Source organism: Maribacter spongiicola (assembly GCF_004364165.1).
Lineage (GTDB): Bacteria > Bacteroidota > Bacteroidia > Flavobacteriales > Flavobacteriaceae > Maribacter > Maribacter spongiicola.
In genome coordinates, this window is sequence record NZ_SOAY01000010.1 from 1079538 (window position 1) to 1104719 (window position 25182).

Here is a 25182-nt window from a genome sequence, read left to right on the forward strand (position 1 = left end):
GTCGAAGTTCCGAGGTTGTTTATTAACTATTTGCCATTTACAGCTTTTGCGCCTTCAATTACCTTTTGCTTCAGACCTTCTTTATATAGAATAATTTTATCTAAAACACATTTGTCTGAGCTACCAATAATTTGTGCAGCTAAAATTCCTGCATTTTTTGCGCCATTAAGTGCAACAGTAGCAACTGGTACGCCGCCTGGCATTTGAAGAATAGATAACACAGAATCCCATCCATCAATAGAATTACTACTTTTTACAGGAACTCCGATTACAGGTAACGGAGACATAGAAGCAACCATACCTGGTAAATGTGCGGCACCACCAGCACCGGCAATAATTACAGAATACCCATTAGTGTGTGCGTTTTTGCTGAAATCGAACAATTTTTCTGGTGTTCTATGGGCAGATACAATATCTACATCTACCTCTATATCAAAACCTTTTAAAATATCTATGGCATCTTGCATTACGGGCATGTCACTTGTACTACCCATTACTACGGCTACTTTACTCATTTTTTTTATTTTGAAATCACTTGAATTGTTTCCTTTACTTTTTCGGCAATGGCTCTTGCTTTTGCTAAATCATTATTTACGATGGTAACATGTCCCATTTTACGAAATGGTCTTGTTTGTGCCTTTCCGTATATATGCGGGGTTACACCTTCCATTGCTAAAATTTCTTCTATATTTTCATATACAACATCACCGGTATGGCCTTCTGCACCTACTAGATTTACCATTACACCTGCTACTTTGCTATCGGTGTTTCCTAATGGTAAACCTAGAATACTGCGTATATGTTGTTCAAACTGATTGGTGTAACTAGCTTCTATACTATAATGCCCACTGTTATGTGGTCTTGGTGCTACTTCGTTGACCAATATTTTATCATCTACTGTTTGGAACATCTCTACAGCCAATAAACCTGTAAGTCCTATTTTATCTGCTACTTTTAAAGCTAAGGCTCTCGCTTTTTCAGCCACTTTTTCATCTATACGTGCAGGACAAATTACATACTCTACTTGGTTGGCTTCTGGGTGAAATTCCATCTCTACAACTGGGTAAGTTTTGATTTCTCCTTCCGCATTTCTAGAAACAATAACGGCTAATTCGTTTTTAAAAGGTATCATAGTTTCAGTAATGCATTCTCCCGTAGGTAATCCGTTCAAATCGGCAAGACTGCGAACCACTTTTACTCCTTGTCCGTCATACCCAAATCGAGCTACTTTCCACACAAATGGAAATTGTAAACCGCCGTTTTCAATACTATCTTCAATTTCACTCAAGTATGCAAAGCGCTGAAAATCGGCAGTGGGTATTTCGTTATCGACATAAAACAATTTTTGTTTTGCTTTATTTTGAATTATACGTAATGCTTTTGGTTGTGGATATACTTTTACGCCTTCATCCTCTAATTTTTCTAAAGCATCAAGATTTACATTTTCAATTTCAATTGTCAATACATCTACATCTTTGCCAAAATTGTAAACGGTATTAAAATCCAATAAACTGCCTTCTACGAATTCATTACATGACATTCTACTTGGCGCTTCAGAAGAAGCGTCTAGAACTTTAGTGTAAATATCCCATTTTCGAGTTTCGTACAACATCATTTTACCGAGTTGACCGCCACCTAAAATGCCTAATTTAAAACCTGAAGAAAAATAATCCATATAATTGTAGCTTTTAGCAGTTGAGAAAACGCCTTAAGTACAACAAAAATACGGTTAAATCTTAGAAACCAATTCCTTTCTAATCAAAAACACAAGGCAATACCTTATCTTTGCAAACCTTGATAATTTATGAAAATTGATACAAATTCACGACAAGTTTTTTAAACCTTATCTCAGCGAATCTGAAATTTTACAGGCCGTAAAAACCGTTGCCGATAAAATTGCCGAAGATTACAAAGATGAAACACCCATTTTTGTTGGTGTGTTGAACGGATCATTCATGTTCATTTCAGATTTAATGAAAGCCTATGAGCACCCTTGCGAAGTTTCTTTTGTAAGACTTAGTTCTTATCAAGGCTTAACATCTACGGGTATTGTAGAGACATTATTAGATGTCCCAGAAAATATTGAAGGGCGTAGTGTTATTATTTTAGAAGATATTATTGATACAGGGCGTACCTTGCAGAAATTGGTGCATTTATTTTCTAAAACCAAGGTGAAAGAATTTAAAATAGCCAGTCTTTTTTATAAACCAGATGTGTATAAAGGTGAATATGCAATTGACTATTTTGGCTTGGCAATACCCGACAATTTTATTGTTGGTTATGGTCTAGATTATAAAGAACAAGGAAGAAATTTAAAAGAAGTATACCAACTAAACCAGAAACATATGATTAATCTTGTACTCTTTGGTAAGCCGGGAGCCGGCAAGGGCACGCAAGCAGAATTCCTAAAAGAAAAATATAATTTGAAGCATATTTCTACCGGAGATGTTTTTAGATTCAATATTAAAAACGGAACGGATTTAGGAACTTTGGCAAAGTCATATATTGATAAGGGAGATTTGGTGCCAGATGAGGTGACTATTAAAATGTTACAAGAAGAGGTAGAGAAAAACCCCGATGCAGATGGATTCATTTTTGACGGTTTCCCTAGAACTGCGGCACAAGCCGAAGCTCTTGATAATTTTTTGGAGTCTAAAGACATGAAAATCAATGCTACCATTGCATTAGAAGCCAATGATGAAGTTCTATTGGAGCGCCTATTGGAACGTGGTAAAGTAAGTGGTCGTAGTGATGATCAAGATATTGCCAAAATTAGAAACCGTTTTGATGAGTATAATGTAAAAACTACCCCTGTTAAGGAGTTTTACGAATCTCAAGATAAGTTCTATACTGTAGACGGAATCGGGACTTTAGCTGAAATTACCGAGCGTTTAACAAAGGTGATAGAAGATCTAGAGTAAAGAATTTCTAAAACGGATTATAGCACATACCTATGCCAGACGAAGTAATAAGACCTAAAGATGGTTTAAAGAGTTGCATGCTTACGGTAGGTTTTGCTATTTTGACATTTATAATCATCGCCATAATTTATCTAATTTATGTTTTTTACATAGATGACTCTTTAGATTTTGGCTTATAGAACAACCACTAGCAATATTCATTTATTTCGTAAACAATTTGCTAGCTGTACACCCTAAAAAATGGGTTTATTGAATAATTAAAAATATACCATGACAGAAGGCAATTTTGTAGATTATGTAAAGGTGGGTTTGACTTCTGGTAAAGGAGGCAAGGGATCTGTGCATTTGCACCGTGAAAAATTTATTACCAAAGGCGGACCAGATGGTGGTGATGGTGGTCGTGGCGGACATATAATTGTTCGGGGTAACGAGAATCTTTGGACCTTGATCAACTTTAAATATACCAAACATTTTAAAGCCGGTCATGGTGAGCACGGTAGTAAAAGTCGAAGTACAGGTGCAGATGGCGAAGACGTGTATTTAGATGTGCCGTTAGGTACCGTTGTTAAAGATTTTGAAACTAAAGATGTGCTTTTTGAAATTACAGAACATGGCGAAGAGAAAATTCTGCTGAAAGGTGGTATGGGTGGTCGTGGTAACTGGCATTTTAGAACAGCAACAAACCAAACACCAAGATATGCACAACCTGGTATGGACGGTCTAGAAGGTGAGTTTCTTTTAGAACTAAAAGTATTAGCAGACGTTGGTCTTGTTGGTTTCCCTAATGCGGGTAAGTCAACTTTGTTATCGGTAATAACTTCTGCGAAACCTAAAATTGCAGATTACGAGTTTACTACCTTGAAACCTAACTTAGGTATTGTAGAATACCGCGATTTCAAGAGTTTCGTAATGGCAGATATTCCTGGTATTATTGAAGGTGCTGCTGAAGGTAAAGGTTTGGGACACTACTTTTTAAGACATATTGAACGTAATGCTAATTTGTTATTTTTAATTCCTGCGGATAGCAAAGACATTAGCAAGGAGTATGAGATTCTACTCGATGAGTTAAGAAGGTATAATCCAGAATTGTTAGATAAAGAACGCCTTATCTGTATTTCTAAAAGTGATATGCTAGATGATGAATTGATGGATGAAATGAGAGAAGAATTGAATAAAGATTTAAATGGTACTCCTTTTATGTTTATATCATCTGTGGCACAAATGGGTATCGTAGAATTGAAAGATAAGCTTTGGGCAATGCTTAACGCTTAATCGAATACCTTCATAAAATAGTATCTTACTCTTTTATTTTCTTTAATTTTAAGGAAAGTCAATATCATGAGAATCCTTTTTTTTAGTGTTGTGCTACTAGTTTTAACTTCTTGCGGAGCCGCAAAGGTTAATTATGATTACGATAATCAAACCGATTTTACGGCATATGCTACTTATAATTATTTTGGTGATATGGAAACTGGTCTAAGTGAATTGGACGAGAAAAGATTAATGGATGCTTTAGATGCTACCTTGGGCGAAAAAGGATACCAGTTTGCTGAAGAACCAGATATTTTTATCAATATAAAAAGTACCGTTTTTAAAGCGCAACCAGCAAATAATGTTGGTGTCGGACTCGGTGGTGGTAATCGGGGTATCGGTGGTGGAGTGTCGATAGGCATTCCGGTTGGCGGGCCAAAAATGACGAGAGAGCTACAGATCGATTTTGTTGATTCTAATAAAGATATGTTGATATGGCAAGCTATAAGCGAGAGTCCGTTTCGTGAAGGTGATACACCACAAGAAAAATCAGAAAAAATACAAGCTGTGGTCGATAAGGTATTTAGCAAATACCCGCCAGAATAATGCTATTTTACTTTAATTACATAGGTTGCAATCAGTTGTTCGCCAACTGCAATATGCACGTCGTAAAAACCTTTCTTTTCAAATTGTTGTGCTAGACTAATTTCATATTCTTTTTTAGTTACTATCGGGCTTCCGTTCTTTTGACTGCCTCCTTTATTCAATAAAAGCTGAACATCTCCATCAAATTCTTTTGGTACTTGTAATGTAAAAGTAACCGAAGCTCCTTTTTGAAGGATGTTATGCATTGCTACTGGGGCAATAGGAATGATTGGTGCTAAAAAAGCTTCTTTGTAAATAACCGGTCCTGCAACGTAATCTTTAAATGCATCTGTTTTTAAATCTTGCTTGTCTTCTTTGTTAATGGGAAAATGATTTTTTGCAAATAATTTTGGGTCAGCTAAAAAATAGCCGTCGAAATAATCTTGCTGAAAAAGCGGAGTGCCATTTACAACAATAGTTTCTCCGGCAGACCAAGTAGCATCACACAAATACCATTTGTCATTTATCTCAATTCTGTTCCAAGAATGGTTGGGTGTGCTATCTTCCTCTAGTAGTAAAGTAGGCGTACGTCCGTAGCCATCAACAATATCGCAATTAAATCCTGCTAAATTTGCCATTTCTTTGACCAAATACGCATAACCCGTGCAGGCAGTTTTTCGGTCTTCTAACAAACTTTTAAAGACTTTAGGTGTAATGCTCGTATTCCAATCTAAAAAGGCTTCTCGGTCTTTTGCAAATCGCTTTCTTTTATTGCTGATTTTTATGTAGGAAGAATAATCATTGGCGATGTTAGAACTGATCCATGTGTATATCGACCTAAATTTTTCAATATCGGTTTTTAATGATGCGGTTAAATTATGGGTTAGTACCGGTAAGTTTTTTAGGCTTGCATCTTTATAATAATGAGCAATACTGTCCGCTTTTTTAAAGTCAATTTCTTGAAAATCTGAGCGTTGAGCAAAGCTCGTTATCGAAAATAAGAGCGTGAGTAGTAGTACGGAAACTCTCATTATTTAAAAATACCTCCGATTTTCTGAAATATGTTTCTTTTGCTTGAGTACGTGCCTTCAATTACGATATCGCCCATTAAAACCATATCATATTCATCAAATGTTATATTAATGTCTATGTTAGAATTTGCGCTTGCAGCAACTTGGTATGTTTTAGTTTCATAACCTATAAAACTAAGTACTAAAATATCATTTTCTGCTAATTGTTGCGGGAATTCAAAGTTACCGTCAAAATCTGTTTGGGTACCTACTGTTGTTCCTTTCAAAACCACATTTACACCAGGTAAAGGTTCATTTGCTTCGTCGACAATGGTGCCGGTTACGGTATATTTTTTTTGAATTACTTCAACATATGAAATATCGCCCATAATATCTGTAGAGACTACCTCGATTGGCGGTTCTATACTCGCAGTTTCTTGACCTTTAACCTCAGTGGCACAAAGTGCCAATAAAGAAAAACTCATCATTGCTATTCCCTTATGTAACATAGAATTATTCATAATTTGTAACGAGTTGGTTTCATATGTTTTTAGTTGCGATGCCTTGAACATTCCACAGGCTTTCTTATTTCCGCCGCTCAAATAATTTATGAGCTCATTATCTGAGAAGTTGGTAAAATCAATAACCTCTTTTTCGCAGCTCTGGCAAAAGCCTCCTTTTTCAGTTTTACTAAAATTACTGAATTTTTCTTTGCATGGTTCGTTCACGGCAATAGTTAATGTGCTTTTCATAATATTTGGTTTTAGTTTCTATACCTCTAAAGTATAATGGAACTAGAGTTTATAAAATGACTAATGAGTGAAGCGGTACTTTCAATGAGTTAACAAGATGTGGTTCTGTTTTTTGATGGATTCTATAACCGGTAAATAGCTTAATTTCAAATGTTAATGTTCTAAATTGATAGTGAAATAAACTTGCTGAAAATAAAATCCTGTTATTTTTGTAACAAAACTCAAAACGAGCGTCCTATAGGTCGACACGTTTAAAACTAACTCACAAATGAAAAAGATTTATTTACTAGCTGCCGGTTTGGTAGCACTAGCTTCATGTAAAGAGGAAGCTAAACCTACTGCTGAAGTAGAAACAATTCCTGGTATCGTTTTAGCGAATATGGATACCACCCAAAATCCAAAGTCAGATTTCTATAACTACGTAAACGGAAACTGGATGAAGTTCACCGAAATTCCAGATGACAGAACAAGCTGGGGTGGGTTTAGTGTACTTCGTAAATCTACCGATGATGATGTATTAAAAATATTGGCTACTGCAAAAGAGAGTGGAAACTACGGTGCAGATACCGACCAAGCGAAAGCTTTGGCTATTTTTGATACAAAGTTAGATACTGCAGCTAGAAATAAAGCAGGTATTACGCCATTAACGTCAGCCTTTGAAGCGATTGCCTCTGTAAAGAATTTAAATGATTTACAAACGGTATTGGCAACTAATGCCGCTGTGTCTTCTCCATTTCTGAATATTGGTGCAGGTGCAGATTTAAATAATAGTAGCATGAATGCTGTGTATTTGGGTGCTAACGGATTAGGATTGCCTGATCGCGATTTCTATTTAGAAGAAGATGAGAAATCTGTAGAAATACGTGAAGAATACAAAAAGCACGTCTCTAAAATGTTACAGAAATTAGGTGATTCTGAAGCTGATGCAACGAAAGCTGCAGATAAAATTTTAGCTTTAGAAACGCAGTTAGCAGAACCTCGTTTAAATAAAGTAGAACGTAGAGATGCTAGAAACTACAATAACCCTAGAACAATTGCGGAGGTTGATAAAATGATGTCTACTATAGACATAGAAAAACTTATCTCTGATTTAGGAATTACAAAAAAGTTCGATACGCTATTGGTTACTCAATTGAGATATACAGAAGCTTTGGATGAGTTTTTAAAAACTACTCCGATTGAGGATATCAAAACTTTGGTTAGATGGGATACCTTTAATAGCGCTGCCGGAAAATTAACAACTGATATCGAAACTGCAGATTGGGAATTTTATAGCAAATACCTTAGAGGGGCAAAAGAACAACGTGCTGCAGATGAAAGGGCATTGGCAACCGTAAACGGTACTGTCGGTGAAGCTTTAGGTCAGTTATATGTTGATGCTAAATTTCCGCCAGAAGCAAAGGCTAAAGCTGAATTAATGATCGCGAATGTAATCGATGCTTTTAAAGAACGTATTTCTGTTTTGGATTGGATGAGCGATTCTACAAAAACAAAAGCAATTGAAAAGTTAGATAAATTCACCGTGAAGATTGCTTATCCAGATAAATGGGAAGATTATTCTACTATGGAAGTTTCTGCGGACAAGTCTTATTTTGAGAACATGACCGCTGTTAGTAAGTGGGGAGAGTTAAAGAACTACTCTGAAATTGGTGAGCCTGTTGATAAAACAGAATGGGGAATGTCTCCACAGACTGTAAATGCATATTTTAATCCGTTGAATAACGAGATTGTTTTTCCTGCTGCAATTTTACAACCACCTTTCTATAACTATACTGCTGATGAAGCTGTAAATTATGGTGGTATTGGTGCTGTTATCGGTCATGAGATTTCTCATGCATTTGATGATAGCGGTTCTCGTTTCGATGCTGATGGAAATTTAAAGAATTGGTGGACAGATGCTGATTTAGCTGCATTTACTGAAAGAGCTGATGCATTGGCTGTTCAGTACGATAGCGTAATGGTATTACCAGATGTTTATGTAAACGGTAAATTCACTTTAGGTGAGAATATTGGTGACTTAGGCGGATTGTTGGGAGCTTATGACGGACTTCAGAAATACTACGCTGAAAATGGTCGTCCTGAAGATATTGATGGCTTTACGGCTGAACAGCGTTTCTTTATGTCTTGGGCTACGGTTTGGAGAACAAAGAGTAGAGATGAGGCTTTAAGAACTCAAATCAAAACCGATCCACACTCTCCGGGTATGGTTAGAGCAACACAACCTTTACTAAACATTCAAGCGTTTTACGATGCTTTTGATATCAAAGAAGGTGACGACATGTACCTAGCTCCTGAAAAGAGAGTACATATTTGGTAGATTATTTTTTAAATAAAAGACGAAAGGGCGCTACATTGTAGCGCCTTTTTTTTGTGTTTTAACTCGCCATTGCGAGGAGCTTTTTGCGACGTGGTAATCTGCGTGTTATTGGTTATGAGAGAGTTTTTGGTCAGCCTATAAACAGATTACTTCACGCTGTTTGTAATGACGTTAATTCTCCACCGAAACACGAACTCCTTCACTATGACTGCTAAACTCTGGTGCATACATACTTTGTATATTAGTAATACCATTACTGAAATCTCCGGCATTATTTACACGTACATCATATTCAAATACATAAACTCCTTTTGGTAAATAGTCAAAGAAGAAATTGGTGCTTGCATCTTTAGTGCTTTCGTAATACCCTAAGCCGTCTTGCCACTTGTATCTTGAGATTACGTTTACAGGCTCAAAACCGGCAGCACGCATATCTTTCATGTGTATGAATTCCATATTGCGGTCAGATCTTAGCTCTATTCTTATCTTAACTAAGTCGCCCACTTTTAAGGTAGTATTGTCGGTTACTTCAGAAATCACCTCGCCAGAATCAGTATTCTTTTTCAAGAATATTTTCTTCTTTAATTTCAACGGAGTCTCAGCACTTGTAATTTTATCCAAGTCCTCAAAATACTGCCAGTACAAAGCTCCCCAAGCAATTCCGTTGCCTTTTTTACGGATTTGTACTTCTCCCATTTTTGGTTCGATCTCGGTAGTGTTCCAAGAGGTTTTAAAGTAGCCGGTTCCTGCTTCAACCTTTACATCTTCTAAAGTTAACGGGTCAATTTTTTCTCCGCCCACCAAAACCTCAACTGCATCGGTAACCGATAACCACTCGCTGCCTTGTAATAATAAAGCGTATACTGCTTCAGTAGTAGCCTTAGTAGTGCTCCATTGATTGGTCTGTTTATTTTTAAGTAACCATATTTTAAGATTATCTATAGTTTCGATATCCGCAGGGCGAATTTCAGAAAACGCTTCAATCAATAAAGCTTGAGTTTCTATAGGTGCTTGATACCAAAACCATGAGCTGGTATTACTCTTCCAATACATGCCCAATTCATCACTGGTAATGCTATTTTCTTCTAATGCACGTAGAATTTTAGTAGACGTTTTTGCGTCATCTTTTCGGTGTAGCACCAATGCTAACATCCCCTGTGCATACAAACCTCTTTTTGTCCAATATTTCTGAGCTTGTTTTAAATAGTACTCCGTTATCTCATCTACTTTTTTGGAGGTTTTAATATCCTTAAAAAAGCTACGCATGTATAAATAATGGACTTGATTCGCACTTAAATGGTCATCGTTAATATTCGATGTGTGTTTCTTCATATATTCATACTCTTTCACAAACTCAGCATCTAAATATGAAATTGCATTTTCAATCATTTCTGATTCAGAGTTGAACGAAGTTGACAAATTTTGGTTGCTGAGCGTAGCCGAAGTAACCAAATGATTCAAATGACCCATCCCCGAAATGATATACTGTGTAATGTATCTGTTATCGGGACCGCCATTGAACCAAGACCAAGCACCACTAAAATTCTGATTTTGAGTAAGCTTGTTTAAAGCAGATTGCTGCTCGTTTTTCATCTTGTTCAAATTGAACAATAATCCGATTCTTTTCTTCTGTTCGGTTTCAGATTGTGCATCGCGTAGCCAAGGTGTTTCTTGAATTAATAGGGATTTCAATTCCTCGTTCTTTTCTAGATTACTCAATAAGGCATCTGAGTTTGCCCATTGATCAAACACTTCACGAATTCTTGGATTGCTACTTGCGATATGACTTGCCAATGTATTTGCATAATATCTAGAGAAGGTCTGTTCATTACAGTCATACGGATATTCCATTAAGTAGGGTAGTGCCTGCACTGCATACCAAGCAGGATTGGAAGTCATCTCTAAAGTCAGCTTGTGGTGTTTCAACGTAGTTGATGAGGTATTGCTAAGCTTATCAAGTGTAAACGTCTTGGTTTGGTTACTACGAACCCACATAGGCAACGTTTCTGTTACCAAAGTTCTATTTGACAATACGGGCAACATGTTTTGCTCGCCATCAGAGAAATCACCTGCTTTTGCAAGGATTTTATATTGGACGGATTGCAACCCTTCTGGAATATTCAATCTCCATGATACTTGGGTATTCCCCATGGCATCAACTTCAAAAGTGGTTGTCTCTAGTGTATTAGAAGCCTCTAACAATTGTGTTGATATATCTAGACCAGTTACTGCATTGGTCAATTCTAATTTCGCCTGACCAGAAAGTAGTTTTTCTGTTAGGTTAGAAATTTTACTGCTTATTGTTATTTCATCCCCTTCGCGTAAAAATCGTGGTGCATTTGGTATTACCATCAACTCTTTTTGAGTAACTGTAGTGAGATTGGTTATCGTGCTTTCCAAATTTTTGGTATGTGCCAAAAGTTGCAAATTCCAACGAGTCAATGCTTCGGGAGTTGTGAAATTGAAACTAACATTTCCTTCTTTATCGGTCTGTAATAATGGAAAGAAAAAAGCGGTTTCCTGTAGGTTCTTGCGAATGGTAACAGCATCAAAATCTTCTTTGTCTGTCTTTGGTTCTAGTTCAGATTTAGATTCAGGTGCCGATGAACTAATTTCAACACCTGCAACTCTGCCCGCTAAATTACTTTCTATATTTGTATCTGAATCCTCAAGCATAACGACCTCTTCCAAGAGTGCATCGTCTGCCATCATAGATTTTCTTAAGGGACCAGAATTATAACCAATAGAACGACTTTGATAAAAATTACCTAAGTTGAAATCCAGACCAAAAGAATCAAAAGTATCATAGCTAAGACTTGGATAATTAAAGTTGGTATGGTGAGGAAATGTCTGAAAACTAATTGTTGAAAAGCTATTGTAAGCACTAGTTCTTCTTCGAGAATAATAATGAGGCTGGCTTATAGGGTTAAAGTTCCAGGAATGAGCTCTAAATTGATCTAGAGAAGCATCATACATGCTCGCCAATAGTTCTGCGCTGACTTTTTCACCTTTAGGACCTTTGACTTTGAAAGACCAAGTTTCATCAACACCAGGCGCTATTTTGTCTCTAAAGCTCATAGTTTCTATTTGCAAATCGCTAGAAGGGTAGGGAACAAGCAGGTTCACGGTATTTTCATCAAAATGATTGGCAAACGCATAGCTGTAGGTGATGGCAAAGCCACCCAAATCATCTTTGGTAACAGGTACTGTTATTGTTTTGGAATTGTCGTTTAGCGTCAGTACTTTTTCTTCAAAAATCTTCTGGTCTTTTTCAACAATTACTGTGACGTTCAGATTTTTTGCGCTAGAAAAAAAGGTGATTTGTGCCTTGTCGCCAACCGAGTATTGCTCCTTATCCGTTTTTACGTAAAACAACTGGTTATCTGCTAGGGTTTGCTCATTGCCCGTAATTGAAAAAATGGCAATATCTTTTACTTCTTGCCCAAATTTATCTTTTGAGAAGAGTTCCATTCTATATTTTCCTGACTCCCAATTTTTGGTTTTTCCAAAACTAATTTCGTTAGATTTTTCCGTGTCAAATTTAGATTGCCAAACCATTTTGCCTTCCTGCCAATTAGCAGAGTTGTCTTCATTTTTAAAAGCTTCATGCGGATATAATTTTTTAAATTCTTCTTTTGAAAAACCAGAATAGTCAGGTGCTGGCCATGGTCTTGGTCTAAGAACATGATCAGGTGCCTGAAGTTTATATAATTTTACTTCACCCGTGGCAAAAACAGATTGTCCGTTTAAATTTTTGCTGGTAATGTTAAAACTTGCGTTTTTCTGGGTCTTGTCTACAGCATTGGGTACTAGCAATCTTACGTCTAATGCGTGATAGCCAACGTTGACAGTGGTTGTAGTACTGCGTGTTTCTCCATTGATATCGGTTACTTCTGCCGTAACTTCATAATTAAATGTGGGCAAGTTCTCTTTTTCAACACTATTGTCAGGAATAGCCTTAAAGGTAATTTTATAATTTCCTGCTGCATCCGTAATAGTTTCTCCCTGTACAATTTCTTGTGAAGTGCCATTAAAAAAAGGCCTGATCCAGTAATACCTTCTAGGTACACTTACTACTCTTTTTACACTGTACACTACTTTCGCATCAGATATGGTACTACCTGCATAGGCTGTTGCTTTACCTGTTACGGTTATGCTATCGTTTACTTTAAAGGTATCTGTAATAGGCTCAAAATTAGTTTCGAATTTTGGTCGTTTATATTCTTCAACTGAAATACTTGCGTATCCATTTAAGTTCAGGTCGTCTGAACTGGCACGAATTGAAAATTGCCCGGTTAATCCAGAGTTTGGTAGTATAAATTCACCCGAAACAGAACCGTAATCATTGGTTGTTAATGAAAGTGTTTCTATTTCTTGTCCGTTTACATCGCTTAGTGTAACATCAATATTCGTTTTTTTCAATACTTTAGATATGCCTTTATCCTGACTAATGGCAATACCTTTAAAATAAATAGGCTGCCCTGGCCTGTAGATACTTCGGTCTGTAAATAGAAAGCATGAATGGTTGATTTGACCATTATTTTGGGCATAATTTCGGTTCACGTAGTATTCGCCAAAATGGGCTTTGTCATTTTTAGTCTTAACCGTAATGTTAATGTTGTTCCAGTTTTCTTTACTTTTTTCAATGGTTATAAAACCGTTTTTGTCTGTAGTGTAAGCTGCTCGTTTTAGTGCATCTTTATAGTTTTTACGATAATTTAAAATAACTTCTGCACCAATAATCGGTTTACCGTTGTTTCTGTTTATGATCTGGTATTGTTGCTGTCTGTTGGTTTGAGATTCAATTACGGCAACATCTGTTGCCTGTATGGTAGTATAACTGAATACATCTATTTTTTCATTATTAGATTCAGCAGTTAAAATATAACTTCCGTTTTCTAGTGCCGGCACTATAATTTCTGTACTGTGCGATTGATAATCATTCTCGGTCTTTAACTGTGCAGACCACGTTTTAGCAATAGGAAGATTTTTAATAAACGATTTCTTTTTACTGTCTGGGTAAGTTTCTTCTAGTTTTGATAGTTGATTTTGAGTGATTTTATAGGCATTTAAATGTAAGCTTTCAACATTTTTATAATTGACCAAAAGTCTACCAATAGTATTTTTGGGAATGTACTTTTCAGCAGTTAATTGCACATTGTAGTCTTGAATCTCCGATTTTAAAACCTGGCATTTTTGAGCACCTAAACTTTCTGGAAATCTTGCAATAACATCATCACATAAAGCGACAGCTTCTTTAAATTTAAATTGGTGTGATGCAATGCCTTCAGATGTATAAAGGCGCCCCAATTGTTGATATTGAAGCGCTATTTCATAAGTATATAGACCAGAAAGCGGACTGTGCTTTATATTCTCGGCAGAATTTTTAAGTACTTCTAAATACAAATCGTCTTTATTACCGAATGTGGCGTTTTGGTGAATAAAGCGTAATCGTTCTATATCAATCAATACGAGCGGGTTTATATCTGGGTTGCCAAAATGAAACGCTACGAGTTGTTGGTATATTTCAAGTGCTCTAGATTGTAATGACAGGTTTTGTCTATCATCAAAAGTCAGAAAACTAGCAGTGTATGCCTCGCATAAAATAGCTTCGTTGTCAATCTCAAAAGCATCTGCAGGTTTATTGATGCTATTTTCGCTGGTCGTGTAAAATTGTAAAGCATTATGCGCAAGAACGTCAAATAACGTAGGCCTGTACTTTCTGTTTTCTTCATTCTTTTCTAGAATTGCATCAAAATCTGAAATAGAAAGTTGCTGAGTAGTGTTAGCATCTTCTAAGGATGCAGTAAAGTGATAATCTATTTCTTTAAAAATCGTATCTAAATCCCAAGTTCTAAAATCTACTGAATCAACTTTGGCATCTGTAATTGTTCTGTTATAAAAACGATGCCTATTTTGCTGAAAATATTGCCAATATAGTTTTGCCAAATGACTATGTAAAATTTGCTTGGTTGGTTCATCTGCAATTGTTATCTCAGATTTAAAATCATTGATGATACTCAATTTAGAATCTTCCTTAAGGCTCATGATGAATTTAGACTTGTATAAAAGGGCTTTGATAATCTGAACTTTATTTCCTTCTTTTTTCGCCTTTTCAAAGATGTCTTCTGTCTGCTTTAATGCCGATGAACTCAAATTTTCCATCTCTAGATCAAGAACTTTATCCCAAAGTGAATCATAAGAATTGTGCTCTTGGGCGTTACCAAATTGTATGGACATAAACAGAATCAGAATTAAATGTAGCTTTTTCATCATAGTAAAATTACAATACAAAACTGTGCCAAGGTAATTTTATATGCAATGAAAAATGAGTGAAACGTGCTTTTCGTTGAGGTAATTATGCTAGTTTGAAGTTACAGGTGATGATTAGCATAAGAGTAGGAACGTGTAATTCACGAAGATATTAATTGACCTTTTATCAATTTTAATAATTACAAAGAGATTGTTCTGTAGCTGTTCTAATCTAGATATGTAGGTAGATTTAATTTTTGAATACCATATGTGTCAGTAGTCATATTAAGTATTAAGCAGTTGTTTACAAGAACTTAATACCTTCATAATATTTATTTGCGACAGAGTTAACCCCAACTTTACATTGATCCATTTGTTTTGATACTTAAAACCAAACTGTATTAAAATGAAAAATTTATTGAGACCTTTTTGTATTGGAATTCTTGGAATTTCGCTAATGTTTATATCGTGTGCCGATGATGGTATCGACGGTGTCGATGGTATTAATGGCGTAGACGGAACAGACGGAACAGATGGAGCTGACGGCGCTGATGGTGCTGATGGCGCCGATGGTATGGATGCCGAATTTCCAATAACTATTGATCAGCTTACCTTTTCTAAAATAGGAACATTTACCAATGGTAATGACGAAGCTTTTGCAGAAATATCTGCTTTTGATGCCGTTACCAAAAAGTTGTTCATAGTAAACCCTGAAGAAGATGAAATTTCGGTATTAGATTTGACGGATGCAACAAACCCTGTAAAAGGTGCTTCTATCGCTTTGACGGGTAGTCCCAACTCTGTTGCGGTTCATAATGGCATTTTAGCCATTGCCGTTGAAAATAGCGATAAACAATTAGACGGTACTGTTGATACCTATGACACTGATACGCAAATTCTAATCAAATCTTATGTAGCAGGAGCGTTACCTGATATGGTTGCCTTTTCGCCTGATGGGGAATATATTGTTGCTGCCAATGAAGGTGAGCCAAATGATGATTATACGGTTGATCCAGAAGGTTCAATTACCGTTATTGAAGTGGCTACAGAAACCGCAACGCAAATTTCTTTTGCCGGACAGATAAATCCTGGTAACGGATTCCGAGTTTTTGGTAATAACGCTGCTTCGTCTTTTGTTCAGGATGTGGAGCCGGAGTATGTTACCATTTCAGACGATTCTAGCACCGCATATATTGGTTTGCAGGAGAATAACGGAATGGCTATAGTTGACCTTAACTCTAAAACCATTACCGGTTTGGTAGGTTTGGGAACAAAGAATCATAATGTATCAGGTAACGAAATTGATGCATCTAATAGAGACGGAATCGCAGGAAATTTAAAAAACTGGAATGTTTTAGGTTTTTATATGCCCGATGCAATAGATTATTTCACAGCTAACGGTAACGGTTTTATTGTTTCTGCCAATGAAGGCGATTCTAGGGACTATGATGGTTATTCTGAAGAGGTGCGGGTTAAGGATTTAGATTTAGACCCCGCTTTTTACCCTGATTTTGAAACATTGCAAGAAGATGAAAATTTAGGTAGATTAAAAACCACAACTGCAAACGGAGATGAAGATAACGATGGGTTCTATGAGCAAATTTATTCTTACGGCGCTCGATCGTTTTCTATTTGGGATACGAATGGACAGTTAGTGTACGATTCGGGTTCTGAAATAGCTAGAAGAACATTGGCATTGGCACCGTCTATATTTAATCAAGATGAAGGTGAAGTAGATGGTAGGTCAGATGACAAGGGTGCTGAGCCAGAATCAGTAAAAACTTTAAAGGTTGGTGAAGAGATCTTATTGTTCGTAGGATTGGAAAGAACAAGTGGAATATTGGCATACAATGTAACCAACCCATATAACCCAGTTTTTGTTACTTGGATATATGATGCTACTGATATTTCACCAGAAGGCTTAATAGTGGTAGATAAGGACGATAGTCCAACAGGAAATTACCTAATGATTGCAACTCATGAAGTATCTAGTACAATAGCTATTTACGAGATGAAATAAATATGATATCATTATTTCAGAGAATATTTGAAAAGAAAACGCCAAATAGTATTATTTGGCGTTTTTTTATACTCTGGTAAGGGTTATGATAATTTTAAAATAATACATCTTTAAGTATGTTTTCATTATTAGAAATAGGATCAGAATATTTATATAGATTGTTACTGTGAGTAAAGGGTTATCTATATTATCATTTACGCTCATTTCATATTTGTATTTCCAAATAGGAATATATTTTGTTTAATATGATTTGGAAGCTTAATTACTCATAAATCGCTTTCCGTTAATACCTATATGTGTTTTGTTCTTGTTCAAAAAACAGAATGAAGTAATCACTTCGGTACCATCATCGTATACGAACCTTGCCACATAGCCATCTAAATGATATCTGCCTCCATTTTTTTTGTTGGACGAGGTAGAACCACTAACACCGCCAGTTGAATTTGCAAAACCAGTTTTAGAATGTGCAAATCTACCGTTCGGCTTAAAACACCAAGAACTGGCATTGCCTACAGTACTTCCACCACCATAATAATCAGAACTTCTTGAAGTAATGTTACCATAGCAATTATTAAGCTTTAACCCTTCTGTAGCAGGACTCGTAAGCCATTGTCTCACTTTTTCATATTCCGATTCATCATGTTCTTTTAATTGAAGTTCATTATTACGCAAACGCCAGTGTCCCCATCTATATGGTTTTTCACTTTTAGATACCGATATGCCTTTTGAAAAGGTTGGTCCAAGATCTCTGGTAAAAGTTCCGTCTTTAAAGAGTGCGATAACTTCGCTCGTTGTACCGAACATACCGCTAGCTTGCATGCCCATACTTAGTACTCCTCTTAATTCTATAAAATCTTTTGGAGCTTTGCCTGATGTCAATTCTTCTATAGATTCCTCAACATAGGAAGCAGTATTTGACGTAGGTGTTACTTGATTGCTTACAATACTATTGGTTATATTTATAGTAGTTTTTTTCGTTAATAAATCTGCTTTTATATCTACCAATAAATCATCTAATTGTGCGCCATACTTAAGAACCGTAGTAAGGTCGTTAGAGGTTATAAGTTTAAGAAAGTAGTTTCGACCATCATCTAGTTTACCGCCTTGGTAGGCAACTTGCATGGTATTGCCATTTTGGTCAACAAAACTATTGACAGTACTATAATCTTCTTTTTCAGGCTTTATTGTCCAATTTTTAAGAGGATTACCTAACGTTTTTTGTTGTTGTTTTGCAGTTTCAAGTACCCAATTTTTTAAATCCTCGTTTTCAGTTACTGTGGGTCCGTATGCGTATACGTCAAATGTTTTACCGCTTTTTAAACCAATAGGTGAAAATAATGTTACACCGTTTTGGGTGCTTTTGTTCCAACTACCTTGGGCGGTGATTTGGTTGAAGGAAACTTGGGCAATGCAGAAAATAAATATGCTTATGGTTTTCATCCTTAATAGATTATTTAAATAAGATGTTTCTTTCCTTAAAAATACTGGTAAGTAAAAGTTTGCACTTTAAATTAAAATTATCTTTTGAAGATATTTATGCTATTCCAATTCGTTTAGCTATGTAAAAATAACTGGTATTACTACTTAACATTTGAGCTAAAAGAAAAGCAACTGGTTTCAGTCTTGAAACTAGTTGCTTATATACAGATTTTTAATTCTTTTTTATTTCTTGATATTGTTCATAAATAATCTCATTTTTGAAATGATATCGTCACCATCTTCTTCTAAAGCAAAATGACCTGTTTCATAAATGTGATAATCAATGTCAGTCACATCTTTTTTAAAGGCCTTAGCGCCACTTTCAGGAAAAAACTCATCATTTTTTCCCCAAACAATCAATAAAGGCGGTTGGTTATCTCTTAAATATTGTTGCCATTTTGGATATAATTTTAAATTGTTTTGATAATCATAAAACAAATCAAAATTTATGGCATGTGCATTGGGTCTAGATAATCTTAAGTAATCTAAGTGCCAAGTATCAGGATTTACATTTTCAGGGTTTCTAGTACCATGTGTGTATTGCCATTTTAAACCTTCTAACGAGAAAGCTGGTAATAGTGCTTTTTCCGTTTTCTCATTTCTATTCGCCCAAAGTTCTCTAATACCTTTCCATGCTTCTCCAAGCCCTTCTTCATAGGCATTCCCGTTTTGATTAATTATTGCGGTTACTCTTTCAGGATGGGCAGACGCTATCCTAAAACCAATTGGTGCACCATAATCCTGTATCATCAATGCATATCGGTTGACTCCTTTTAATTCTAAAAACGAGTTGATAGTTTCCGCAATATTGTCAAAAGTATATTCATAATCATTCTTTGAAGGGAAATCACTATTACCAAAACCCGGATAATCTGGAGCAATTAAATGAAAATCATCAGATAATTGATGTAAAACTTTTCTATACTGATGTGAAGATGATGGAAAACCATGTAGAAGAACTATGGTAGGATTGTTGCTGTTACCAGCTTCTCGGTAGGCAATATTTACACCGTTAATATCAATTGTTTTGTATGTAATAGTTGTCATTTTATGCATGTTTTTAATTGTAGAATTTTTATTAGTTTCTTGTGGCGATTTTACTTGGAAAGATGTCATCGTCACCAATAGCAATAGATATGTTAGATGTAGCTTTTTCATTTTGTTATAGTTTTCTGTCAGACTCTTTTATTTTTAAATCATTGATACTTGCAAATCGTTTTTGCATTAATCCGTCTTCATCGAATTCCCAATTTTCGTTACCATAGGCTCTAAACCATTGCCCTTCTTTGTTTTTAAATTCATATTCAAATCGTACTGCTATTCTATTATTTCTAAAACCCCAAAGTTCTTTTTTGAGCTTATAGTGTAATTCGTTTTTCCATTTATCGGCTAGAAAATTTTGAACCTCTTCACGACCGTTGAGAAAACTGGTTCTATTACGCCATTCTGTGTTTTCGGAGTATGCCATAGATACTTTTATAGGATCTTGACTGTTCCAGGCATCTTCTGCCATTTGCACCTTCTGTAGTGCCGTTTGTTCATTAAAAGGAGGTAATGGATATTTTTTCATAATAAGAGAATTACTTACCGAACATTCGGTAAAATTTATTTTTAAATTTTTTTATGTGTTTAAATATTTATTCTCGATTTGTTGAACAGCGGTTTCAAAAATTTTGATGTCACCCATGCCTTTACATACAATCAAGCTACCTTGTATTTCTATTAATACTTGTAAAGCCATTATTTCTGCTTCTTGTTTGGTAAAATTTAGTGCTAGACCTAAATTGAAAAAAGTTGCAATCCATTCTTGCATTCCATTTTTAATTTGTTCTTCAAATAACTCGACACCCGCCTGCATTGATAATGCCCTGAAAATACAAGTTTCATTTCCATCATCATATAATCTTTTAATTTCGGCTAAACCTTTTTTCAATCTTGTTTGTGGTGTTATTTCTTCATTTAACAATGTTTTAAATACATTATTTGTAACCCAATAATCTAAGTGGCTTAAAACGGCATTTGCCATTTCTTGCTTCCCGTTAGGAAAACGATGATAAAGACTCGCCTTTTTAAGTCCGGTAGCATCAGACAAATCCTTTAGGCTAGCACCTTCATATCCTTTTGCTCTGAATACTTTAGTCAAGCCTGTTAAAATTTCTTCGTCCAATACTTTCTGTGGTCTCATAGGACAAAAGTAATACTTTTTTTGTATTTACCGAACGATTGGTAAAATAAATTAAATTTATTCCGTATTTGCTGCGATAAAATATTGAAGGATAACTCTAACGATTATGGCACATCTATAAAATACTTTTCAGTCAATGGTTTATCTTGCCAAAAGGCAAGCTCAAAGGTCCAGTAGGGGTGGTCTTCGTATATGAGATGGTAATCGCCCCAGGTATACTGAAAAGAATAATTTTCTTGTTTCTCTTCACTATAAATATTACCGAATAAATATATAGTAGAAGAACCGCTGACCCAATTGGTATGGATTTCTATTTTATCTATTTCTACTTCTGTGCCTGTAGGTATTTCGGCTATCATTTGTAAATCAGATTCCATACCAAAACTATTGCCATCTTCTAAGTGATAGCTATAATCTTTATATTTGGGCATATCATAGTTTAAAATTAGGGTAGGTCTTTTCGTGATTATTTTCTGACTTAAAATTTCTGAAAATGGTTTCTCATTAGCTACATTTCTGTATTTAGGTTTTGTAAGTATATAGAACAGTAAGGTAACAGTGCCAATGACCAATACTAAAAATATTCCGCAACCAATTGCTATTTTCTTCATATGATATTTAAATATTAAGCAATTGTTATTTTGCTGTTCTTTGTTCTCGGTGTTCTTATGTTTTAAGATTTAAAATTAACAGTTTTTAAAGCTATAACATCGTTTGCTATCAAATATCTTCTTTTTTTCTAAGTAGCTTTTGTAACCATTATCGTATTGAAAAATCGGAAACTTGAAACCTGTATCAATAGATTCTTGCTATATTCGAACCTATGGAGCAAACACATGACGAGAGAATAATAAGAGAAGGCTTTGTTACTGTTACTGGAGCAAGACAGCATAATCTTAAAGACGTAAGTTTAGAAATACCGCGTGATGCTTTGGTCGTATTTACCGGTATTTCTGGTTCGGGTAAATCGTCACTTGCCTTTGGTACGTTATATGCAGAGGCCCAAAGAAGGTATTTGGAATCCGTATCACCATACGCACGCCGTCTTTTTCATCAAATGCCTATACCTGAAGTTGATGAGATAGATGGTTTACCACCAGCCGTAGCACTACAACAACAAAGAGGTTCTGGCACCACGCGATCTTCTGTTGGTTCGGTGACCACCTTGTCTAATTTGTTGCGCATGTTATATTCTCGGGCAGGCGATTACCCGCCAAATCAGCCTATTTTGTATGCGGATTCATTTTCAACCAATACTGCAGAAGGTGTTTGCCCAGAATGCCATGGTCTTGGTCGTGTTTACCAAGTAACAGAAAAGAGTATGGTACTTGATGACACTTTAACTATTAGAGAAGGTGCTATAGCCTCTTGGCCAAAAGCTTGGCAAGGTAAAAACCTCCGCGATATTTTAGTTACACTTAATTATGATGTTGATATCCCTTGGAAAGACATTCCGCAGAAAGACCGCAACTGGATTCTATTTACAGACGAAACACCAAAGGTACCCGTATATCGAAATCTAAATCGCGAAGAAGTACAAATTGCGCTTAAAAACAAAAGCGAACCCAGTTATATGGGTACCTATTCTGGTGCGAAAAAACTAGTGCTACACACTTTTGCCAACACGCAAAGTACCTTAATGAAAAAGCGTGTATCTAAATATATGATCAGTAGCGAATGCCCCACATGTCATGGTAAACGCTTACGTCCAGAGTCGCTTTCCGTAACTTTTGTTGGCTATGATATTGCCGATATTTCTAGATTACCTTTAAAACAGTTACAGTCCATTTTCATACCTTATGCAAATGGTACAGCGCCCGGCTTAGCCAAATTGGCTGAAAAGCATGAAGAGAAGGCACTGGTGGCGCAACGTATCGCCGAAGACCTTGTGGCAAGGGTAGATGTTTTGTTGGAATTAGGATTAGGTTATTTGTCTTTAGAACGAAGCACACCTACACTATCTGCCGGTGAACACCAACGTTTACGCCTTGCAACCCAAGTACGTAGTAATTTATTCGGAGTAGTGTATGTACTAGATGAACCTTCTGCAGGTTTGCACCCGGCAGATACCGAAGCTTTATTGAAAACATTAGACCGATTGAAAGCAAGCGGTAATTCACTTTTTGTGGTGGAGCATGAATTAGATGTGGTGCGCCATGCAGATTGGTTGGTAGATGTTGGTCCCGATGCAGGCGAGGGCGGTGGAGAAATACTTTACAGTGGACCTCCTGCGGGATTAAAGGATATTGCAAGATCTAAAACTAGAACACATCTGTTTAATGACCTGCCTTATAAAAAAAATAAACCATGCAAACCTGCGGGATGGCTAAGCTTAAGCGGAGTCACCAAAAATAATTTAAACGATGTTACCGTTTCTTTTCCTTTAGGGGTATTAACAAGTGTTACGGGTATCTCTGGTTCAGGAAAAAGTAGTTTGGTGAGTCAGGTTTTGGTAGAACTCATGTCTGCTAAGCTAGGTAACAGCATGGCTTCTGAAAAAGAGGAGGGGGAAGACCTTTTAACACCAGAAGTTATAGAAACAGTTGGTGGAGAAATCACCGGAGGTTCAGAAAATATAAAGCGTATGGTTGTTGTCAACCAGAAACCAATTGGTAGAACACCACGTTCTAACTTGGCAACGTACACCGGTTTGTTTGATGTTGTGCGAAAATTATTTGCTACTACAAAATTGGCAAAATCACGTAAATACCAAGCAGGTCGTTTTTCATTTAATGTTGGAAAAGGGCGTTGCCCTAATTGTGAGGGCGAAGGTGCCGTAATGGTAGAACTCTTATTTCTACCCAGCGTTTATGCGCCTTGCCCAGTTTGCGAAGGTACACGTTATAATCCAGAGACTTTAGAAGTTACGTATCATGAAAAAAATATTGCTGAGGTTCTTAGTTTAACCGTAAACCAAGCGGCAGATTTTTTTAAAGATGATGAGCGCGTATTGCGCCCCTTGAAGGTATTGCAAGAAGTAGGTTTGGGGTATTTGCGCTTAGGGCAACCAGCAACCGAACTTTCTGGTGGTGAAGCACAGCGTATAAAACTAGCAAAAGAACTTCAACGCTTAAACCGAGGAAAAACACTTTATATTTTAGATGAGCCAACAACAGGCTTGCACCCAACCGATGTTGAAAAATTACAATTGCAATTGGCAAGATTAGTTGATGCCGGTAATACAGTAGTGATAGTGGAGCACGATATGCAAGTAATTGCAGAAAGTGATTGGGTTATAGATATGGGCCCTGGTGCAGGAGAAGAAGGAGGCAATGTAGTTGTAGCAGATATACCCGAAAAAGTAGCGAAAAACAAAAGGAGCAAAACGGCACTTTATTTATCTAGAACATTTAACGGCTACGTTTAATTTGATAGTTGAAATTTTTAGAAGTTAGCCTAGTCAAAACATGCTATGCTTAGGTTGCTTTAAATTTTAAATTAAATCAGGCGTGCGAAATCTTTTGGTTTTGCCTGCCTGCCTGCCTGCCGGCAGGTTTTTTCTTTTTTACTTCAAAAGCGAAATCCCAAAGATTTCGCGACCTTATAAAAATACGCAAACCTTTCGTAAAGCCCGAAGCCCGTATTGTTTATAGGTTCTGTTGTCGTTAGTACTTTTACGCAATATTATGCCGTTTCTACTTTTCAGTCCACAAAAGTCTCACGTAGAATCTCTTTGCATTTTTGAATCTCGGACTTGGTCAGTTGGTCGAACTTTTTGATTATCCGTGATTTGTCTATTGTCCTGATTTGGTCAATTGCGACCATCCCCTTTTTATTATTGTGCTTTACCTGAATTCGGGTCGGATATTTTTTCAGATTAGTTGTCATCGGTGCAACAATAATTGTCTTAAGATAACGATTTATTTCATCGGGAGATAGGATAACACACGGACGAGTTTTCTTGATTTCGCTCCCAATTGTAGGGTCGAGATTTACCAGAACTATGGAATATTGATTTAATTCCATTCCTCAAAGTTTTCATCTTCGAACACATCGTTGAACAGCAAGCGGTCATCATTGTTTTCCCGCATTTTTTCGAACGCTTTGTCCCAATTCTTTCTTGGACTGTCTATTGGTTTTAAGATTATTTGACCTTTTTCCAAAATCATTTCTACCTTGTCCTTGATATTATACTTTTCCAAAATGGTTTTGCTCAAGCGCAAACCTTTGGAATTTCCTATTTTAATAATTGCTGTTTCCATAACTTTAAATTGTAGTCACAAAGTTATTACATTTTATTAGATTTACAAATTATAACCTTAAAAGTGTAAACTATGTGACTTTAACTTTGTAAAGGATGTTTGTATATCGTACCAAATGTTGCACAACGGTTGGTGTAAGAATAGTTGCGTGTTTAAGCAACTAACTTAACAAAAATGGAACGAACCAAAGGAAAATCCGCGGGATTTT

18 protein-coding genes are annotated in these 25182 nt (G+C 36.2%); 6 read left to right on the plus strand and 12 right to left on the minus strand.

Annotation, left to right across the window (positions count from 1 at the left end; all coding sequences use genetic code 11):
* Positions 1-26: 26 nt before the first annotated feature.
* Together purE and CLV90_RS05065 are read right to left on the minus strand one after the other, a co-directional pair.
* Complete coding sequence (gene purE, locus CLV90_RS05060) at positions 27-515, minus strand: 5-(carboxyamino)imidazole ribonucleotide mutase (protein ID WP_133686408.1); 489 nt, start codon at positions 513-515, stop codon at positions 27-29.
* Positions 516-520: 5 nt separating this feature from the next.
* Positions 521-1675 carry a 5-(carboxyamino)imidazole ribonucleotide synthase gene (locus CLV90_RS05065; RefSeq protein WP_133686409.1) on the minus strand — a complete coding sequence of 385 codons (1155 nt, stop codon included), beginning with the start codon at positions 1673-1675 and terminating at the stop codon, positions 521-523.
* 136 nt (positions 1676-1811) lie between these two features.
* Between CLV90_RS05065 and CLV90_RS05070 the strand changes: the two genes are divergently transcribed.
* From CLV90_RS05070 to CLV90_RS05080, 3 genes are all read left to right on the plus strand, one after another.
* On the plus strand, positions 1812-2921 hold the full coding sequence (locus tag CLV90_RS05070) for an adenylate kinase (protein ID WP_133686410.1): 1110 nt from the start codon (positions 1812-1814) through the stop codon (positions 2919-2921).
* Between the two features lie 270 nt (positions 2922-3191).
* Positions 3192-4193, plus strand: a complete 1002-nt coding sequence (gene obgE / locus CLV90_RS05075) for a GTPase ObgE (RefSeq protein WP_133686411.1) — start codon at positions 3192-3194, stop codon at positions 4191-4193.
* Between the two features lie 66 nt (positions 4194-4259).
* Positions 4260-4778: a DUF4136 domain-containing protein gene (locus CLV90_RS05080; protein WP_133686412.1), complete on the plus strand. Its 519-nt coding sequence runs from the start codon at positions 4260-4262 to the stop codon at positions 4776-4778.
* Positions 4779-4780: 2 nt separating this feature from the next.
* Here the strand turns inward: CLV90_RS05080 and CLV90_RS05085 are convergent, their stop codons facing one another.
* Together CLV90_RS05085 and CLV90_RS05090 are read right to left on the minus strand one after the other, a co-directional pair.
* Positions 4781-5788: a transglutaminase domain-containing protein gene (locus CLV90_RS05085; RefSeq protein ID WP_133686413.1), complete on the minus strand. Its 1008-nt coding sequence runs from the start codon at positions 5786-5788 to the stop codon at positions 4781-4783.
* Positions 5788-6519: a carboxypeptidase-like regulatory domain-containing protein gene (locus CLV90_RS05090; protein ID WP_133686414.1), complete on the minus strand. Its 732-nt coding sequence runs from the start codon at positions 6517-6519 to the stop codon at positions 5788-5790. Before CLV90_RS05090 ends, CLV90_RS05085 begins: the two co-directional genes overlap by 1 nt.
* A 268-nt stretch (positions 6520-6787) precedes the next feature.
* Between CLV90_RS05090 and CLV90_RS05095 the strand changes: the two genes are divergently transcribed.
* The gene (locus CLV90_RS05095) at positions 6788-8836 is read left to right on the plus strand and encodes a M13 family metallopeptidase (protein WP_133686415.1); all 2049 of its coding nucleotides are present in this window, start codon (positions 6788-6790) and stop codon (positions 8834-8836) included.
* A 171-nt stretch (positions 8837-9007) separates the two neighbouring features.
* Here CLV90_RS05095 and CLV90_RS05100 read toward each other — a convergent pair whose 3' ends face one another.
* Complete coding sequence (locus CLV90_RS05100; protein ID WP_133687021.1) at positions 9008-15109, minus strand: alpha-2-macroglobulin family protein; 6102 nt, start codon at positions 15107-15109, stop codon at positions 9008-9010.
* A 385-nt stretch (positions 15110-15494) separates the two neighbouring features.
* On the opposite strand from CLV90_RS05100, the gene CLV90_RS05105 reads away from it, so the two are divergent.
* On the plus strand, positions 15495-17108 hold the full coding sequence (locus tag CLV90_RS05105) for a choice-of-anchor I family protein (RefSeq protein ID WP_133686416.1): 1614 nt from the start codon (positions 15495-15497) through the stop codon (positions 17106-17108).
* A gap of 258 nt (positions 17109-17366) precedes the next feature.
* Here the strand turns inward: CLV90_RS05105 and CLV90_RS05110 are convergent, their stop codons facing one another.
* The 5 genes from CLV90_RS05110 to CLV90_RS05130 form a co-directional block, all read right to left on the minus strand.
* The gene (locus CLV90_RS05110) at positions 17367-18548 is read right to left on the minus strand and encodes a hypothetical protein (RefSeq protein ID WP_133686417.1); all 1182 of its coding nucleotides are present in this window, start codon (positions 18546-18548) and stop codon (positions 17367-17369) included.
* A gap of 222 nt (positions 18549-18770) precedes the next feature.
* Positions 18771-19745: an alpha/beta fold hydrolase gene (locus tag CLV90_RS05115; RefSeq protein ID WP_133686418.1), complete on the minus strand. Its 975-nt coding sequence runs from the start codon at positions 19743-19745 to the stop codon at positions 18771-18773.
* A gap of 4 nt (positions 19746-19749) precedes the next feature.
* Positions 19750-20157 (minus strand): nuclear transport factor 2 family protein, encoded by a 408-nt coding sequence (locus CLV90_RS05120; RefSeq protein WP_133686419.1) that lies wholly within the window; start codon positions 20155-20157, stop codon positions 19750-19752.
* Between the two features lie 51 nt (positions 20158-20208).
* Positions 20209-20772, minus strand: a complete 564-nt coding sequence (locus CLV90_RS05125; RefSeq protein WP_133686420.1) for a TetR/AcrR family transcriptional regulator — start codon at positions 20770-20772, stop codon at positions 20209-20211.
* A 104-nt stretch (positions 20773-20876) separates the two neighbouring features.
* Positions 20877-21383, minus strand: coding sequence for a hypothetical protein (locus CLV90_RS05130; protein ID WP_133686421.1), 507 nt, complete (start codon positions 21381-21383; stop codon positions 20877-20879).
* Between the two features lie 212 nt (positions 21384-21595).
* Here CLV90_RS05130 and CLV90_RS05135 point away from each other — a divergent pair, with 212 nt between their 5' ends.
* The gene (locus tag CLV90_RS05135; protein WP_133686422.1) at positions 21596-24139 is read left to right on the plus strand and encodes an excinuclease ABC subunit UvrA; all 2544 of its coding nucleotides are present in this window, start codon (positions 21596-21598) and stop codon (positions 24137-24139) included.
* Positions 24140-24414: 275 nt separating this feature from the next.
* Here CLV90_RS05135 and CLV90_RS05140 read toward each other — a convergent pair whose 3' ends face one another.
* Positions 24415-24738, minus strand: coding sequence for a type II toxin-antitoxin system PemK/MazF family toxin (locus CLV90_RS05140; protein ID WP_133686423.1), 324 nt, complete (start codon positions 24736-24738; stop codon positions 24415-24417).
* Positions 24729-24974, minus strand: a complete 246-nt coding sequence (locus tag CLV90_RS05145; protein ID WP_054559793.1) for an AbrB/MazE/SpoVT family DNA-binding domain-containing protein — start codon at positions 24972-24974, stop codon at positions 24729-24731. The genes CLV90_RS05140 and CLV90_RS05145 overlap by 10 nt, the downstream gene beginning before the upstream one ends.
* Positions 24975-25182: the final 208 nt, after the last annotated feature.